A 14,156-nucleotide genomic window follows, 5' to 3' on the forward strand; every position below is an offset into this window, starting at 1 on the left:
TCCACCAATGCGCGCTACGATAAAGATGAAACTCGCCGTAACATTCGGCGTAGTAATTGCGATGTTGATGGCGGTCATCGTCATCGGCGTCACCAAGATGTCGGCGATGAACGCCGGTATCGTCGAGGTCATCGAAGGTCCGGCGGCGCGGCAGGCGCGTTCGCTGAACGTTCAGGTCGGCACGAATGAACTGCTGCGACTCGAAAAGAACATGGCGTTGACGACCGACGAGGCCCTGACCCGCGATTTTGACCAGCAATCCACTGGCAAGCTAGCGAAGGTAGACGAGCTGATTCGTCTTGGCGTGGCGAACGCTACTTCCAACGCCAAAGCGGACTGGGACAACGTCGCCGCGAAATGGAACGAATACAAGCCGGTAAACCGCCAGATCCGCGACCTGGCTCTGGCGAACAAGAACGTCGAGGCTGGGCGGATTTCGATTAGCCGTTCACGGGCGCTGATGGGCGAGCTATCGAAATCGCTCGACGCCATCGTCGCCAGCAACGCCGATCGCATGGCCGAAGCAAGGGCCGAAACGGAAGCCAGCTACGAGAATGCCCGCACCATCCTGATCGTCGTCGCGATCGCGGCGGTACTGGTTGCCCTGGTGGGCGCGCTGTGGATCAGCTTGATCGTTTCGCGCGGCCTGAAGCGGGTCAGCGTCGCCCTCGATGCGGTGGCGATCGGCGACCTCGACAATGAGGTGACCGTGACCACCAATGACGAGATCAAGGATCTGGTCGACACCGTCAACCGCATGACCGTTGCGCTCCGCAAGTCGGCGGCGCTGGCCGACACGATCGCACAGGGCGACCTGACCGTCGACCACACGCCGCTGTCGGACAAGGACCAGCTCGGCCAGGCACTCGTCTCGATGGTCGACCGCCTGCGCAATGTCGTGGGTGACGCATCGGGCGCGGCCGACAATGTCGCCGCCGGCAGCCAGCAGCTCTCCGCCTCGTCCGAACAGGTCTCGCAGGGCGCGACCGAACAGGCGGCGGCTGCCGAGGAAGCATCGGCGTCGATGGAACAGATGGCTGCCAACATCAAGCAGAACGCCGATAACGCGGCACAGACCGAGAAGATCGCGCGCCAGTCGTCGAAGGACGCCGAAGCGAGCGGCGTCGCCGTCGACCGCGCGGCGAAGGCGATGCGGACGATCGCCGAAAAGATCGGCATCGTGCAGGAAATCGCCCGCCAGACCGATCTGCTGGCGCTGAATGCGGCGGTGGAAGCGGCCCGCGCTGGCGAACATGGTCGCGGCTTCGCGGTGGTCGCGTCGGAAGTCCGCAAGCTGGCCGAACGCAGCCAGACCGCTGCGGCCGAGATCAGCGCGGTGTCGAGCGACACGGTGCAGGCGGCGGCACAGGCCGGCGAAATGCTGACCAAGCTGGTGCCCGACATCCGCCGGACCGCCGAACTGGTATCCGAGATCAGCGCCGCATGCCGCGAACAGGATATCGGCGCGTCGCAGATCAACCAGGCGCTGCAACAGCTCGATCAGGTGACGCAGCAGAACGCGTCGGCTTCGGAACAGATCACCTCGACCTCCGAGGAACTGGCCGGACAGGCGGAGGAACTGCAACAGAGCATCGCCTTCTTCCGCGTCGATACCGGCTCGGGCGCAACGGCCAAGCGTCCCGCCGCCGCGCGCAAGCCCGCCAAGACCAAGGCGCCCGCCGCGTCCAAGGCCAAGCCGAATTCGGTCGCCGACCAGCAGGCCCGTGCCCGCGGCTTCGCGCTCGACCTGATGCAGGGCGGGCCGGACGGTGACGACGCAGCCTTCGGACGTGCGGCATGAGCGCCGCCGGCCCGGTGCAGGTCGTCACCTTCGGCCTGGGGGATGAGGTGTTCGCGGTTCCGGTGACCATGGTCCGCGAAATTCTCGACTATACGCCCGCATTCCGCGTGCCCGGCGGACCGGCCTGGATGCTCGGCCTGACCGACGTGCGCGGTCAGGGCGTGCCGATGGTCGATCTGCGCACCCGGCTGGGCCTGTCGGCGGTCGATCCGACGCTCGCGACGCGGGTGCTGATCGTCGACGTCGCCTTGCCCGACCGGACGCTCGCGCTCGGCCTCGTCGTCGACCGGGTGATCGCGGTCGCGACCTTCGAACGCGACCGGCTCGAATCGGCCCCCGATGTCGGCATGCGCTGGCGCTCCGACTATATCGAGGGGGTGGTGCGGGAGGCCGACGGCTTCGTCGTCATCATCAACGTGGCGCACATCTTCGCCACCGACGAGGCGGCCGACATCGCCGCGCTGGCGCACGCCGCCTGAACCATACGGGGTCGTGGCGATCGTCACGACCCCGCCCCCTTCCCGCCCCGCCGATCAGGACGTGATCGGGCCATCAGAGAGGTAGAATATGTCTGTACTTCTTCAGTTCAAACGCTCCTCGCGCCCCGAAACGGCGATCGCGGAAATTCGCGCGCTGACGCAGACGCTGGCCGATGGCGACCTGTCGCGCCGCTTGCGCGAGGATCACGCCACCGGTGAGGCGCGCGAAATGCTGATCGCGGTCAACGCGCTGCTCGACGCCGCGCTTGGTCCGGTGGTGCGGATCAACGAAGCGGTGGCGCAGGTGCGTGCCGAGCACGATCGCGGCGATATCGACGTCATGCTGGTGCCCGATGCCTATCGCGGCGACCTGCGTATCATGGCGGAACGCGTCAACGCGCTGGTCCGCGCGCATATCGACGTCAAGAAGGCGGCGATGGCCTGTATCGGCGAACTGGCCACCGGCAATTTCAACGTGCCGTTCGAAAAACTGCCGGGCAAGAAGGCGTTCATCAACGACGCCATCGAAACGCTGCGCGGCAACCTCAAGACGCTCATCGCCGAAATGAATCATATGTCGGCCGAACATGATCGCGGGGACATCGACGTGCGGGTAGCTGCGCAGCAATTCCCCGGCGATTTCGGCGTCATGGCGCGTGGCATCAACGACATGGTCGAAGGCCATATTGCGGTGAAGAAAAAGGCGATGGCCTGTATCAAGGCGTTCGGCGAGGGTGATTTCGAAGCGACGCTGGAGCAGTTCCCGGGCAAGAAGGCGTTCATCAACGACACGGTCGAAACGCTGCGCACCAATTTCAAGGATATCATCGGCGAGATCCAGCGGCTGATCGCGGCATCGACCGCCGGCCGGTTGAGCGAACGTGGCGATACCGCGCGGTTCCGGGGTGATTTCGCGAAGATGGTCGACGGGATCAACGGCATGCTCGACGCCATCCTGCTGCCGATCGGCGAAGGGAACCGCGTGCTCCGGCTCGTGAGCGTCGGTGACCTGACCCAGCATGTCGAGATCGACTGCGACGGCGATCATCAGCGGATGAAGGACGCGATCAACACGCTGATCGACAATCTGACCCGCTTCGCCAACGACGTTTCGGGCGCGTCCGATCAGGTCGCGGGCGGCAGCCAGGAACTGTCGGCTGCGTCGGAACAGGTCTCGCGCGGCGCGACCGAACAGGCGGCGGCCACCGAAGAAGCGTCGGCTTCGATGGAGCAGATGGCGTCGAACATCAAACAGAATGCCGACAACGCCGCCCAGACCGAGAAGATCGCGCGGCAGTCGTCCAAGGATGCCGAAGCCAACGGCGTTGCGGTCGAACGGGCCGTCGGCGCGATGCGCACCATCGCCGAAAAGATCGGCATCGTGCAGGAAATCGCGCGGCAGACCGATCTACTGGCGTTGAATGCGGCGGTAGAGGCGGCGCGGGCCGGCGAACATGGTCGCGGTTTCGCGGTCGTCGCTGCCGAAGTCCGCAAGCTGGCCGAGCGCAGTCAGAGTGCGGCCGCCGAAATCAACGCGGTGTCGTCCGATACGATGCAGGCAGCGGGCCAGGCAGGCGATATGCTGACCAGGCTGGTCCCGGACATCCGCCGTACCGCCGATCTGGTGTCCGAAATCAGCGCCGCGTGCCGCGAACAGGATATCGGCGCGTCGCAGATCAATCAGGCACTGCAGCAATTGGATCAGGTGACGCAGCAGAATGCCGGCGCCGCGGACGAGATCTCTTCCACCGCCGAGCAACTGTCGAGCCAGGCCGCCGAGCTGCAATCGAGTATTGCCTTTTTCCAGGTTGGTGCCGGTACAGCCGCCGCACCGCGCCGTCCTGCGGCGAAGCAGCCGGCCCGTTCGAGGGCGCCTGCCGCCACGGCCAAACCCAAGGGCAGGACGAAGCCGAATTCGATCGAAGACCAGCAGTCCCGCGCGCGCGGCTTCGCGCTCGGTCTGACGCAAGGCGGCCCCGATGGCGACGATGTTGACTTCGGACGCGCCGCCTGAACCCGCGCGGGGGCGGTGACCGCCGTCCCCGCCCTTCCCTGTCGCCTCAATCAGAAAGTACCGCCGCATGTCCGCCGCCTTGGCTCAGACCACACCCCCCGGCGACCGCCTCAGCCCGCACAAATTCGCGAGGCTTGCCACGCTGATCTACGATCAGACGGGGATCAAGATGCCGCGGACCAAGGCGACGATGCTGGAGGGCCGGTTGCAGCGGCGGCTGCGCGACACCGGCATGGCGACGTTCGATCAATATTGCGATCACCTGTTCGACGGGCGCGCCGCGCCGGGCGAACTGGTCCACCTCATCAATGCGGTGACCACCAACAAGACCGATTTCTTCCGTGAACCCGTTCATTTCGACTATCTGGCCCAGACCGTGCTGCCGACGATCGCCGCGACCGGGCAACGTCGCATCCGCGCGTGGAGCGCCGCCTGCTCGACCGGCGCGGAGCCGTACACCATGGCGATGATCCTCGACCAGTTCGCGCAAGGCGGCGGTCCCGATTACGGCATCCTCGCCACCGATATCGACACGACGGTGCTGGAAACCGCCCGGCGCGGCATCTACCCGGCCGAACTGGTCCAGCCGGTGCCGGCGGCGTTGCGGCAGCGCTATGTCGCGACGCCGGTCGACCGCACGTCGCGCGACGTGCGCATCGTGCCGTCGCTGCGTTCGGCGATCGGGTTCGCGCGGCTGAACCTGATGGACGCCAGCTATCCGGTGGGCGAACCGATGGACATCATCTTCTGCCGCAACGTGCTGATCTATTTCGACAAGGATACGCAGGAAAAGGTGGTGCGCCGGCTGTGCGACTGCCTGCGGCCCGGCGGCTATCTGTTCCTTGGCCATTCGGAATCGATCGCCGGCATGGACCTGCCGGTCTCGACCGTTTCCTACACCGTTTTCATGAAGGACTGAGCATGGCCAAGATTCGCGTCCTTGTGATCGACGACAGCGCCAGCGTGCGCCAGGCGATGACCGGCATTCTCAACGAAGACCCCGAAATCGAGGTGATCGCCGCCGCCGCCGATCCCTTCGCCGCCGCGCGCTACATCCAGGAAGAGATTCCCGATGTCATTACCCTCGACGTAGAAATGCCCCGCATGGACGGCGTCACCTTCCTGCGCAAGCTGATGAGCCAGCGGCCGATTCCCGTGGTGATGTGCTCCTCGCTGGTCGAGGAGGGATCGGAAACGCTCCTCCACGCGCTGGAGGCGGGCGCGGTCGACGTGATCCTGAAGCCGCGCCTCGGCGTCGCCGACCATCTGAACGATTCCAAGATGCGGATTCGCGACACGGTGAAGGGCGCCGCCCGTGCCCGGTTGCGCACGCGCACCCCGTCGAGTCGCATCAATTCCCCGCCTGCGAAGCTGACCGCCGACGCCGTCCTGCCGCCGCCCACCGGCCGCGCGATGAGCCGCACCACCGAAATGGTGGTGTGCATCGGCGCGTCGACCGGCGGAACCGAGGCGCTGCGCGAATTGCTGGAGGAATTGCCCGCCAACTCGCCCGGCATCGTCATCGTCCAGCATATGCCCGAAAGCTTCACCCGCGCCTTCGCCAAGCGGCTGAACGGCCTGTGCCAGGTCGATGTGAAGGAGGCCGAGGACGGCGACACGGTTATGCGCGGCCATGTGCTGATCGCGCCCGGCGGCCTGCGCCACACGCTGCTCGAACGGCAGGGGGCACGCTATGTCGTGGCGGTGCGCGAAGGGCCGCTGGTCTCGCGCCATCGCCCGTCGGTCGACGTGCTGTTCCGATCGGCCGCGCGCAATGCCGGGTCGAACGCGGTCGGCATCATCATGACCGGCATGGGCGACGACGGCGCACGCGGCCTGCTGGAGATGAAGCAGGCCGGTGCCCGCACCTTCGCGCAGGACGAAGCGACCTCGGTCGTGTTCGGCATGCCCAAGGAGGCGATCGCCCGCGGCGCCGCCGACAAGGTCGTACCGCTCCAGAACATTGCCCGTGAACTGCTGCTGGCGACGGCACGATGATTGTCCCCACTGCCACCTTCCTCCTCGTCTAGGACCTCTGACATGCAGCACCTTCGGATCGATTTGTCACAGGGTCAGGCGATCGACGCAGCCGATCTGAAACGCACGCTGGCGTTGATGGCGGCGAGCATGGACGCACGTTTCGTCCGCGCCGGCACCACGCTTGCCACCGCGATCGACACGATCGACCGCATCATCGCCTCGATCGAGGGAGTGACCGGCGCGCTCGACGAAAGCGTCGCGGGCATCGCCGTCACCGGTCTGAAGGAGGTCGCCGCGCAACTCGAAGCGCTGCCGGTGGTGCAGGCCGAGCGCGAGGCCGACATGGCCCGGATCGGCACCGCGTCCCGCGTGCTGCGCGACCATGTGATGGACATGCGACAGGCGCTGCGCGTGCTCCACATCTATGGCATGAACATCAAGATCGCCGCCTCCGGCGAACCCGCCTTCGTCGGCTTCGTCAACGACATGGGCCAACGCCTTGCGGCCGGCGAGGAACATCTTGAAGGATTTCTCGCCAAGTTGAAGGAGCTGTCGACCAGCGTCGGCAGCGTGCAGCAGGCCGGCCGGCTGCTGGCCGCCGAAGCGAAGAAAATCCTGCCCGCCGTGCCACAGCGGCTGACGCGCGACGCCGATGCGCTGCACGGCCATCTGGGCGACGTCGCGGCGATGGCCCGCGAAGTTTCGGAGATTGCGCGCACCGTGCAGGGCCGCGTCGCGACGATGCTCGGCGCGTTGCAGGTCGGCGACAGCACCCGCCAGCGGGTCGAGCATGTCGTCTCGGGACTGCAACTGCTCGAAGGGCTGACCCTGCCCGAACCGGCGCTGACCGAAGTCACCGGCGTCGTCCATCATCTGCTCGCCGCGCAGCTGGAGGCGAGCTCGGTCGATTTCGACCGCGACGCCAGCCGGCTGGTCGCTTCGCTGAAAGCCCTGCAGCCCGATACCAACGCGTTGCTCACGCTGGTCGACGACGATGCCGGCCGCAACGGCCGCCCGTTCCTGGCGCAGATCGACGAGGCGGTCGGCGAGATCGCGGTCATCACCGGGCAGTTGCAGGAAGCGGATCATCGCTCGGCCGCGATGCTCGATCTAATTGCCGAGACCGTCGACGAACTGACCGGGCGCCTTGCCCATCTCCAGCGCGTACAGTTCAACGTGCAGGATATCGCCACCAACACCCGCCTGTTGTGCCGCCGCCATGGCGATCTGGGCAAGGCGGTGTCGGTCGTGGCGGGCGAGGTCGATATCTATGCCCATTCGCTCGGCAACGCGATGCGCGGCATCGGCGCGCCGATCCGCGAACTGGCCGAGGTCAACGCCGCGCTGACCGCCAAGCGCGGCGACGCTCCGGGCGGCGACATGGGCACGAAACTAGCCCAGGCGCTCGGCGTCATTCGCGAAGGCTGCCAGCGCACCGAGATGGCGGTCCGCGAAGGCGGCGACGATGCCCGCCAGCTGATCGAACTGCTGACGACCACCGGCGACGAGATCGGCGCCGAGCTCGAGCTGGGCGCGACGATGCGGCAATCGGCGATCGTGCTCGCGGTCAGCACGCTGCCGCAGGATCTCTCGGAAGACGCGCTGGCCACGCTCGGCACGCTGCTGCCGCAGATCGCGGCGCTCTACACGATGGCGCAGGAACGCGACATCCACGCCGCCAACGTGCCACCTTGCTTCGTGGTGGCAAGCGCGGTCGTCGAGGAGGATGAGGACGACGACGGGCTGTTCTGATCGGTGGCGGCGCGTCCGGTACCGGACGGGCCGCTATACCCCCCGATCCGAAGCGGCTAGACGGACCGCGTGTCCACCTCCCTGCCCCCGACCCGTTCGCAGCGGCTGAAGGCCGCGACTACCGATCTGCACGACCGGCTCGATACGCGGATCATGGCGCTCGATCCCTTCGCTGCGCCGGAGCGCTATGTCCGCTTCCTGCGGGTGCAGCAGGCGTTTCATGCCGCGCTCGGCCCGCTTTATGCCGATCCGGTATTGCAGGCGCTGGTCCCCGACCTCGCCGAACGCGACCGCTCTGCCGCGATCGCCGCCGACCTGTCCGCCGTCGCGCTGCCGCCGCCTGCGGTTCCCGATGCCGCATCCGTGGCGGCCAGCGACGTACCGGCGGCGCTCGGCTGGCTGTACGTCGCCGAAGGATCGTCGCTGGGCGCGGCGTTCCTCATCAAGGCGGCACAGCGTATCGGCTTCGATGCCGATCATGGTGCGCGGCATCTTGCCGGCCATCCCGACGGCCGCGCCGCGCACTGGCGTCGCTTTACCGCCGCGGTGGACGATGCGGCGATGACCGAAGCCGACGAAGCGCGGATGATCGGCGCTGCCCGCACCGCCTTTGCCCGCTTCGCCGCGCTAACCGAGGCGGCGTTCGCCTGACGCGATGGCCAGCGTCTCGCGCACGCGGGCCAGCGCCATCTCGACCGGTTCGCTCTCGCCCATCAGCGCGAAGCTGCCAGTCAGGTCGAACATGCAATGGCCGTGGACGGTCGCGACCAGCGACCGGGCGAGGCTCGGCACGTCGGGCGCCTTGTCGGGCGGCAGCACCGCCGCGATCTCATCGATCACGATCCGGGTCAGTTCGCCGCGCTGCCGGTGATCCTCCTCGGGCAACGCGAAGTCGCCGGGCAGATGATGGTCGTAGATCGCCAGCCACAGATTGCGGTTGGTCCGCGCGAAGGCGAAATAGCGTTCGACCAGACAGCGGATGCGGTCGCCGCTGCACGCCGCCAGCACCGATTCGAGATCCCTCGCCCACAGGCCGAAGGTCCGCGTGTTCAGCGCGACGACGAACCGGTCATAGCTGCCGAAGACATTGTACAGCGTGCCGATCGAATAGCCGATCCGCTTGGCGACCTCGCGCGCCGAAAACCGGGCGAAGCCGACCTCGGCCAGATGGCGGTGCCCCTCGACCAGCAGCATGTGTTCGATTTCCGCGCGGCTGTGATCCGACCTGCGTCCCATGGCCCGCGTGATAGCATCGAACGCGGCCGATGCGACCGCGAAAACGGACCCGCGTCAGGACCGCCCCGGCAGCACCAGCACGAACCGCGCGCCCTGCCCCGGCGCACTGTCGACAAGGATGTCGCCGCCCATCGCCCGCGCCAGCCGCCGGGCGATATAGAGGCCGAGGCCACTGCCCCCCGCCTCGGTCGGATCGACCCGGCCGAACTTGGCGAAGATGCGCTCCTGATCGCCGGTGGCGATACCCTTGCCCTGATCGGCGACGATGACGCAGGCATTGTCGCCGTCGCGCTCCAGCCGGATCCACACCGTGCCGCCGGGCGGCGAATAGCGCACCGCATTGCCGATCAGGTTGACCATGATCTGCAACACCCGGCGGAACTCGCCGCGCGCCGGCAGCGAATCGTCGAACGACGGCCGGTCGATACGGACATTGCCCTGCATCGACCGCACCCCCAGCAGGCCCGCCGCGCGCCGCGCGACATCGGCCAGATCGAGGTCCTCGATAGCAACCTCGAAATCGGCACGTTCGATCGCCGACAGATCCTCCAGATCGTCGACCAGCCCCATCAGGTGCCGGCCCGCACTGGCGATATCGGCGGCATAGGCGACATAATCGTCGCGCAGCGGCCCGTCGGCCTGCGCCGACATGCTGTCGGCATTGGCGATGATCCGCCCCAGCGGATGGCGCAGCGCGCGGCCGATCCGCCGGCTGAACCCGTCGGGCAAATCGGTGTTCGGCTCGGCCGTCCCGCCGGCTTCGGCGGCGAAGGGCGGCGAGGGCAGCGGCGTGATCGCATGCGCCGCGCCGTCGAACCCGGCAAAGCGGCCATTGGCATCGAGCCGCGGCACCGCCGACAGGCGGACGCGATGCGCCGTGCCGCGGATCAGCGCCTCCTGCCCCTCGAACCGGTTCTGCGACGCCAGCGCACCCAGGATCGGAAAGCCGCCCTCGCCATCGTCGCTCAGCGAAAACAGGCGAGTGATCGGCTGGCCCAGCACCGTTTGCGAATCGAATCCGAAGCGTTGCCCGGCATGGTCGGACACATGGGTCAGGTGCAGCGCCGCATCGGTCGACCATACCCAGTCGGCATCGGCGCGCAGGAAATCGCTCGCCCGCCGCGGCGCATGCTCCGCCTCCCATGCCGCGCCGGCCCGCCAGCCATTGACCTCCAGCCGGATGCCCAGTTCGTCGGGTTCGGCGCGCACGGTCAGCGCGATATCGTCGTCGCCATCGGCCGCCACGATCGCGCGGGTCAGCGGGATGCCCAGCCGTCGGACCAGCCGGACCAGCGCCGCGATCTGCGGCACCGCGACCGGCTTGCCCGGTCCGCCGCCGGCACGACGGTTCAGCTCGGCAAGGCGCGGTTCGGCGTCGAGCAACAGCCCGTCCGCCGACAGCCGCCCGATGGCGGGCGCCGCACCGAGCCGCATGTCGATCACTCGGCCGTCCCCAGCGCCAGCATCGCCGCATGATATTCGGCATCCAGCGCCATCGGCGCCAGCGCGACGCGTGCCGCTTCGGGCGCGACGCCCATGATGCTGTCCAGCTGATCGGCAAAGCGTTCGATGTCGCGGACCGGCTCCGCCTCGGCCAGGGCGAAGCCAATGCGCGCGATCGTCGCCCGGTCGACCGCGAGCGCCCGCAGCACCACCCACAGGCGCGCGCCATCGGCATCGATCACCAGATCGCGAACCCGGTCGAATGCCAGCCCGCTCGCCCGCGCGACCAGCGCCACGAACAGCACCAGCCGCCCGTCGCCGATCGCCTCGGTCAGCAGCGCGGGCACTTCATCGCCCTGCGCATCGATCGCCTGTGCCAGCCGCATCGCCGCGATTTCCATCGGCACCAATTCGCCCTGTGCATCGATCGCACGACGCACTGATTCGGCCAAGGCCGCGTCGAGCGCGGCGATCGAGTCGCCGACCTCCGCCGCATCGCGCAGCGCCGCCGCCACCCACCATGCGATCCGCGCGTGGAGCGGCCGGACCAGGTCGACCGCAACCGGCCCGCCATCGATCACTGACCCGCGCCGCGCCTGTGCGGCCAGCATCGCGACGGCGGCGGCCGCGACCAGCCGGTCGCTCGCCTGCGCCAGCCGTGAGATCATCGTCGGCCGGTCGCCGACCTCGATCACCATCGTCGGCAGCGCGCGCCCGATGGTGTCCAGCCGGACCCGCGCGAACAATTCGCCGAACAATACCGGATCGCGGAACAGCCCGGCGCGCTGCACTCGCTCGAATGTCGATCCGACCGCACGCAGCCCCTGCGCTACCGCCGCCTGCCCGCGCGACGTCAGCAGGCGCACGGCATGGTCGCGAATCTCGGTTTCGACACTGGCCACGGTCGCACGCATCGTCGCGTCCAGCCGGGCGGCGGTGCGATCGTCGATCCGCGCATCGGCGGGCAGATGGAAATGATCGGCGGAGGCGCGCAGTCGGCGGTGTCCCGCACGCTCGGCTGCGGCGACATGGTCGAGCAGATAAGCGGCGGACGCATCGGCATCGCGGGGATCGAGCAGATCGTCGGACATGGTACTCGCATTAACCAATAGCGGTTAAGGCGATCCTAAGCCCGACGCCGCAAATGTTCGATTGCATGGGCGAGGGTAACCCCCGCATGAACCGCGACCAATGCCAGCCCGGGCGTCACGGTTCCAGCCAGTGCGAACGGTGCGAGGAGGACCAAGGCGGTCGCCGGCGTCGCCGCCCAGGGCGGCCGGGGTGCCGGAATCCGCCGCGTCAGGATGGTCACCAATACCCCGGTCAGCGCCAACACCGCCGCCGTTCCGGCCGACACGATCAGCGACTGGACCAGCCCAATCCCCAGGATTCCCGCGACTCCCAGCACTTCGAGCCCACGTTCCTGCAACGCGGCATGGCCGTCTTCGCCGCGCAACCAGCCGAGCAGCGAACCCGCCGACAGCAGCACCATCGCCGCGAACAGCAGCACTGTGGCGCCACCGGCGTCCCAAAATGGGATGGCGGCCAATCCGAAAAGTCCGATCGCGCCGCCCGCGATTCCGACCGCGATATCGGGCACCTTGCGCCGGACCAGCAACGGCAGCACCAGCCGCGTCACCGGCGTGAACACGAACCGATCGATCCATCCGGTACGCTGTTCGGCCAGCGACGCCAGCACGTCCTTGCTGCGCACCTCCAGCGTGCCGGCATCGCGCTCGACGCCGTGCCCCGATCGCGCCGCCTTGGCCGGCAACAGGACATGCTTGGCCCGCGCCTGCGTCGCGACGCGCAGCAGCGTCGACTGGAAATCATATTCGCGTGGCAGGCGCGCGGCATCCTCCAGCCGGTCGACCGACAGCGTCGCGACCCCGGCCCAGCAATGTCCCGAATCGACCCGCTCGACCGACGTCGCATCGCCGGTCGGGGTGACCAGCAGCGTGTCGACCGGCTCCAGCGCCATGTTGGCGACCACCGCATCGGTGGTGACCAGCCCGTCGGCCAGCGCAACGATAACGGCAAGCGGATGCGCCTTCGCCTTCGCTTCCTCGGCCGATCGCACGATATCGACGGTCGCGCCGCGCCGCCCGATCCGGTTGACCGCCGCCGCCAGCGCGGGCGTCACCCGCCCGACCGCGACCAGCAACTGCGCCGATCCCGCCGCGATCAGCAGCCGCGCCTGATATTCGATCAGGGTCATTCCGCCGAATGGCAGGGTCGCCGCCAGCACGCCCGGCTGGTGTTCGGCTTCTTCGGTCGCGAAAATCAGGCCGGTCAGCATCGCGTCCGGTTAAGCGGTCACGACCCGCAACGCCAGCCCTGCCCGCGTCGCCCGGTATAAGGTGCCGCCGGTCAGCGGCGCCGACACGCCCGTCGTTCCCGGGAAGGTGATCGGCAATCCCCTCAAGGACCGCACCGCCAGATAGGCGAACCCCTCCGCCTCCAGCGCGTCGCCGTTCCAGCCATGGACGTCGCTCGGCTCGACCGCGACGCCGGTCCGCTCGGCGATCATCCGCAGCATCACCGGGTTATGCCGCCCACCGCCGCCGACGATCAGCCGGGTCGGCCGCGCCGGCAACCGGTCGATCGCCTCGGCAACACAGGCGGCGGTAAATGCGGTCAGCGTCGCCGCGCCATCCGCCGCCGACAGCCCGCGTGCCGGCTGAATGGTGAAATCGTGCCGGTCGAGCGACTTGGGGGCGGCCAAGTCGAAAAACGGATGGTCGAGCATCGCGGTCAGCACCGCGTCGTCGACCTGTCCCGATGCCGCCAGCGCGCCGCCTTCGTCATAGCGCGCGCCGCTTTCCGCCTCGACCCAACTGTCGACCAGGCCATTAGCAGGGCCGGTATCGAACGCGATCAGTTCGTCGCCCTCGCCGACATAGGTGATGTTGCCGACCCCGCCCAGGTTCAGCACCGCCACCGGCCGTTCCATCCCCGCCGCCCGCGCGGCATGATAGACGGGCAACAGCGGCGCCCCCTGCCCGCCCGCACGGACATCGTCGATGCGCAGGTCGGCCACGACATCGATGCCGGTCGCCGCCGCCAGCGCCGCCCCGTCGCCCAGCTGCCACGTCCAGCCCTTGTCCGGACGATGCGCGACCGTCTGGCCATGAAAGCCGACCACATCGACGCTGCGTGCCTCGACCCCGGCCTGCTCCAGCAGCGCGGCGACGGCGGCGGCATGGGTCCGCGTCAGCAACGTCTCGGCCCGCTCGATTAGTGGATGCTCGCCCGGATCGTTGAACAACAACGCCAACTCGGTCGCAGCCGACAACGCCGCGCGATCCTCATCGCTATACGGCGTGCCGACGAACGCTACCGGCCGCACCGCACCCTCGCCATCGGTCTCGATCAGCGCGGCGTCGATGCCGTCGAGCGAGGTTCCAGACATCAGGCCGATCGCAAGCATGGACTTCTCCGCCGGGCGTTC

Annotated in this window: 12 protein-coding genes; 7 read left to right on the top strand and 5 right to left on the bottom strand. The window is 68.0% G+C overall.

The features are described from left to right. The first annotated feature begins 25 nt into the window (after window positions 1-25). From MF607_RS05725 to MF607_RS05755, 7 genes are all read left to right on the top strand, one after another. The gene (locus MF607_RS05725; RefSeq protein WP_431311900.1) at window positions 26-1,801 is read left to right on the top strand and encodes a methyl-accepting chemotaxis protein; all 1,776 of its coding nucleotides are present in this window, start codon (window positions 26-28) and stop codon (window positions 1,799-1,801) included. Further along, the gene (locus MF607_RS05730; RefSeq protein WP_242116609.1) at window positions 1,798-2,280 is read left to right on the top strand and encodes a chemotaxis protein CheW; all 483 of its coding nucleotides are present in this window, start codon (window positions 1,798-1,800) and stop codon (window positions 2,278-2,280) included. The genes MF607_RS05725 and MF607_RS05730 overlap by 4 nt, the downstream gene beginning before the upstream one ends. 88 nt (window positions 2,281-2,368) lie before the next feature. Next, window positions 2,369-4,294, top strand: coding sequence for a methyl-accepting chemotaxis protein (locus MF607_RS05735; RefSeq protein WP_242116610.1), 1,926 nt, complete (start codon window positions 2,369-2,371; stop codon window positions 4,292-4,294). 67 nt (window positions 4,295-4,361) lie between these two features. Then, window positions 4,362-5,213, top strand: coding sequence for a CheR family methyltransferase (locus MF607_RS05740; RefSeq protein WP_242116611.1), 852 nt, complete (start codon window positions 4,362-4,364; stop codon window positions 5,211-5,213). A 2-nt stretch (window positions 5,214-5,215) separates the two neighbouring features. Next, window positions 5,216-6,292, top strand: a complete 1,077-nt coding sequence (locus MF607_RS05745; protein WP_242116612.1) for a protein-glutamate methylesterase/protein-glutamine glutaminase — start codon at window positions 5,216-5,218, stop codon at window positions 6,290-6,292. 42 nt (window positions 6,293-6,334) lie between these two features. Continuing rightward, window positions 6,335-8,026 (top strand): hypothetical protein, encoded by a 1,692-nt coding sequence (locus MF607_RS05750; RefSeq protein WP_242116613.1) that lies wholly within the window; start codon window positions 6,335-6,337, stop codon window positions 8,024-8,026. A 69-nt stretch (window positions 8,027-8,095) separates the two neighbouring features. Further along, window positions 8,096-8,677, top strand: coding sequence for a biliverdin-producing heme oxygenase (locus MF607_RS05755; RefSeq protein ID WP_242116614.1), 582 nt, complete (start codon window positions 8,096-8,098; stop codon window positions 8,675-8,677). Here MF607_RS05755 and MF607_RS05760 read toward each other — a convergent pair. The 5 genes from MF607_RS05760 to MF607_RS05780 are packed head-to-tail and all read right to left on the bottom strand — an operon-like array spanning window position 8,654 to window position 14,135. Then, window positions 8,654-9,262: a TetR/AcrR family transcriptional regulator gene (locus MF607_RS05760; protein ID WP_242116615.1), complete on the bottom strand. Its 609-nt coding sequence runs from the start codon at window positions 9,260-9,262 to the stop codon at window positions 8,654-8,656. The genes MF607_RS05755 and MF607_RS05760 overlap by 24 nt on opposite strands. A gap of 54 nt (window positions 9,263-9,316) precedes the next feature. Then, a complete protein-coding gene (locus tag MF607_RS05765; RefSeq protein ID WP_242116806.1) occupies window positions 9,317-10,696 on the bottom strand; it encodes a PAS domain-containing sensor histidine kinase in 1,380 nt (459 codons plus the stop codon). Between the two features lie 5 nt (window positions 10,697-10,701). Then, window positions 10,702-11,796 carry a DUF2336 domain-containing protein gene (locus MF607_RS05770; RefSeq protein WP_242116616.1) on the bottom strand — a complete coding sequence of 365 codons (1,095 nt, stop codon included), beginning with the start codon at window positions 11,794-11,796 and terminating at the stop codon, window positions 10,702-10,704. Between the two features lie 35 nt (window positions 11,797-11,831). Next, window positions 11,832-13,004, bottom strand: coding sequence for a hypothetical protein (locus MF607_RS05775; protein ID WP_242116617.1), 1,173 nt, complete (start codon window positions 13,002-13,004; stop codon window positions 11,832-11,834). A 9-nt stretch (window positions 13,005-13,013) separates the two neighbouring features. After that, on the bottom strand, window positions 13,014-14,135 hold the full coding sequence (locus tag MF607_RS05780; RefSeq protein ID WP_242116618.1) for an anhydro-N-acetylmuramic acid kinase: 1,122 nt from the start codon (window positions 14,133-14,135) through the stop codon (window positions 13,014-13,016). Between the last annotated feature and the right edge of the window lie 21 nt (window positions 14,136-14,156).

Source organism: Sphingomonas lacusdianchii (genome assembly GCF_022664395.1).
Classification (GTDB): domain Bacteria; phylum Pseudomonadota; class Alphaproteobacteria; order Sphingomonadales; family Sphingomonadaceae; genus Sphingomonas; species Sphingomonas lacusdianchii.

Excerpts from the sequence above, each read along its gene's own strand:
- MF607_RS05730 (WP_242116609.1), top strand. The coding sequence starts at position 1,798 with ATGAGCGCCGCCGGCCCGGTGCAGGTCGTCACCTTCGGCCTGGGGGAT.
- MF607_RS05760 (WP_242116615.1), bottom strand. The coding sequence starts at position 9,262 with ATGGGACGCAGGTCGGATCACAGCCGCGCGGAAATCGAACACATGCTG.
- MF607_RS05770 (WP_242116616.1), bottom strand. The coding sequence starts at position 11,796 with ATGTCCGACGATCTGCTCGATCCCCGCGATGCCGATGCGTCCGCCGCT.
- MF607_RS05735 (WP_242116610.1), top strand. The coding sequence starts at position 2,369 with ATGTCTGTACTTCTTCAGTTCAAACGCTCCTCGCGCCCCGAAACGGCG.
- MF607_RS05740 (WP_242116611.1), top strand. The coding sequence starts at position 4,362 with ATGTCCGCCGCCTTGGCTCAGACCACACCCCCCGGCGACCGCCTCAGC.
- MF607_RS05765 (WP_242116806.1), bottom strand. The coding sequence starts at position 10,696 with ATGCGGCTCGGTGCGGCGCCCGCCATCGGGCGGCTGTCGGCGGACGGG.
- MF607_RS05725 (WP_431311900.1), top strand. The coding sequence starts at position 26 with ATGAAACTCGCCGTAACATTCGGCGTAGTAATTGCGATGTTGATGGCG.
- MF607_RS05775 (WP_242116617.1), bottom strand. The coding sequence starts at position 13,004 with ATGCTGACCGGCCTGATTTTCGCGACCGAAGAAGCCGAACACCAGCCG.
- MF607_RS05745 (WP_242116612.1), top strand. The coding sequence starts at position 5,216 with ATGGCCAAGATTCGCGTCCTTGTGATCGACGACAGCGCCAGCGTGCGC.
- MF607_RS05750 (WP_242116613.1), top strand. The coding sequence starts at position 6,335 with ATGCAGCACCTTCGGATCGATTTGTCACAGGGTCAGGCGATCGACGCA.
- MF607_RS05780 (WP_242116618.1), bottom strand. The coding sequence starts at position 14,135 with ATGCTTGCGATCGGCCTGATGTCTGGAACCTCGCTCGACGGCATCGAC.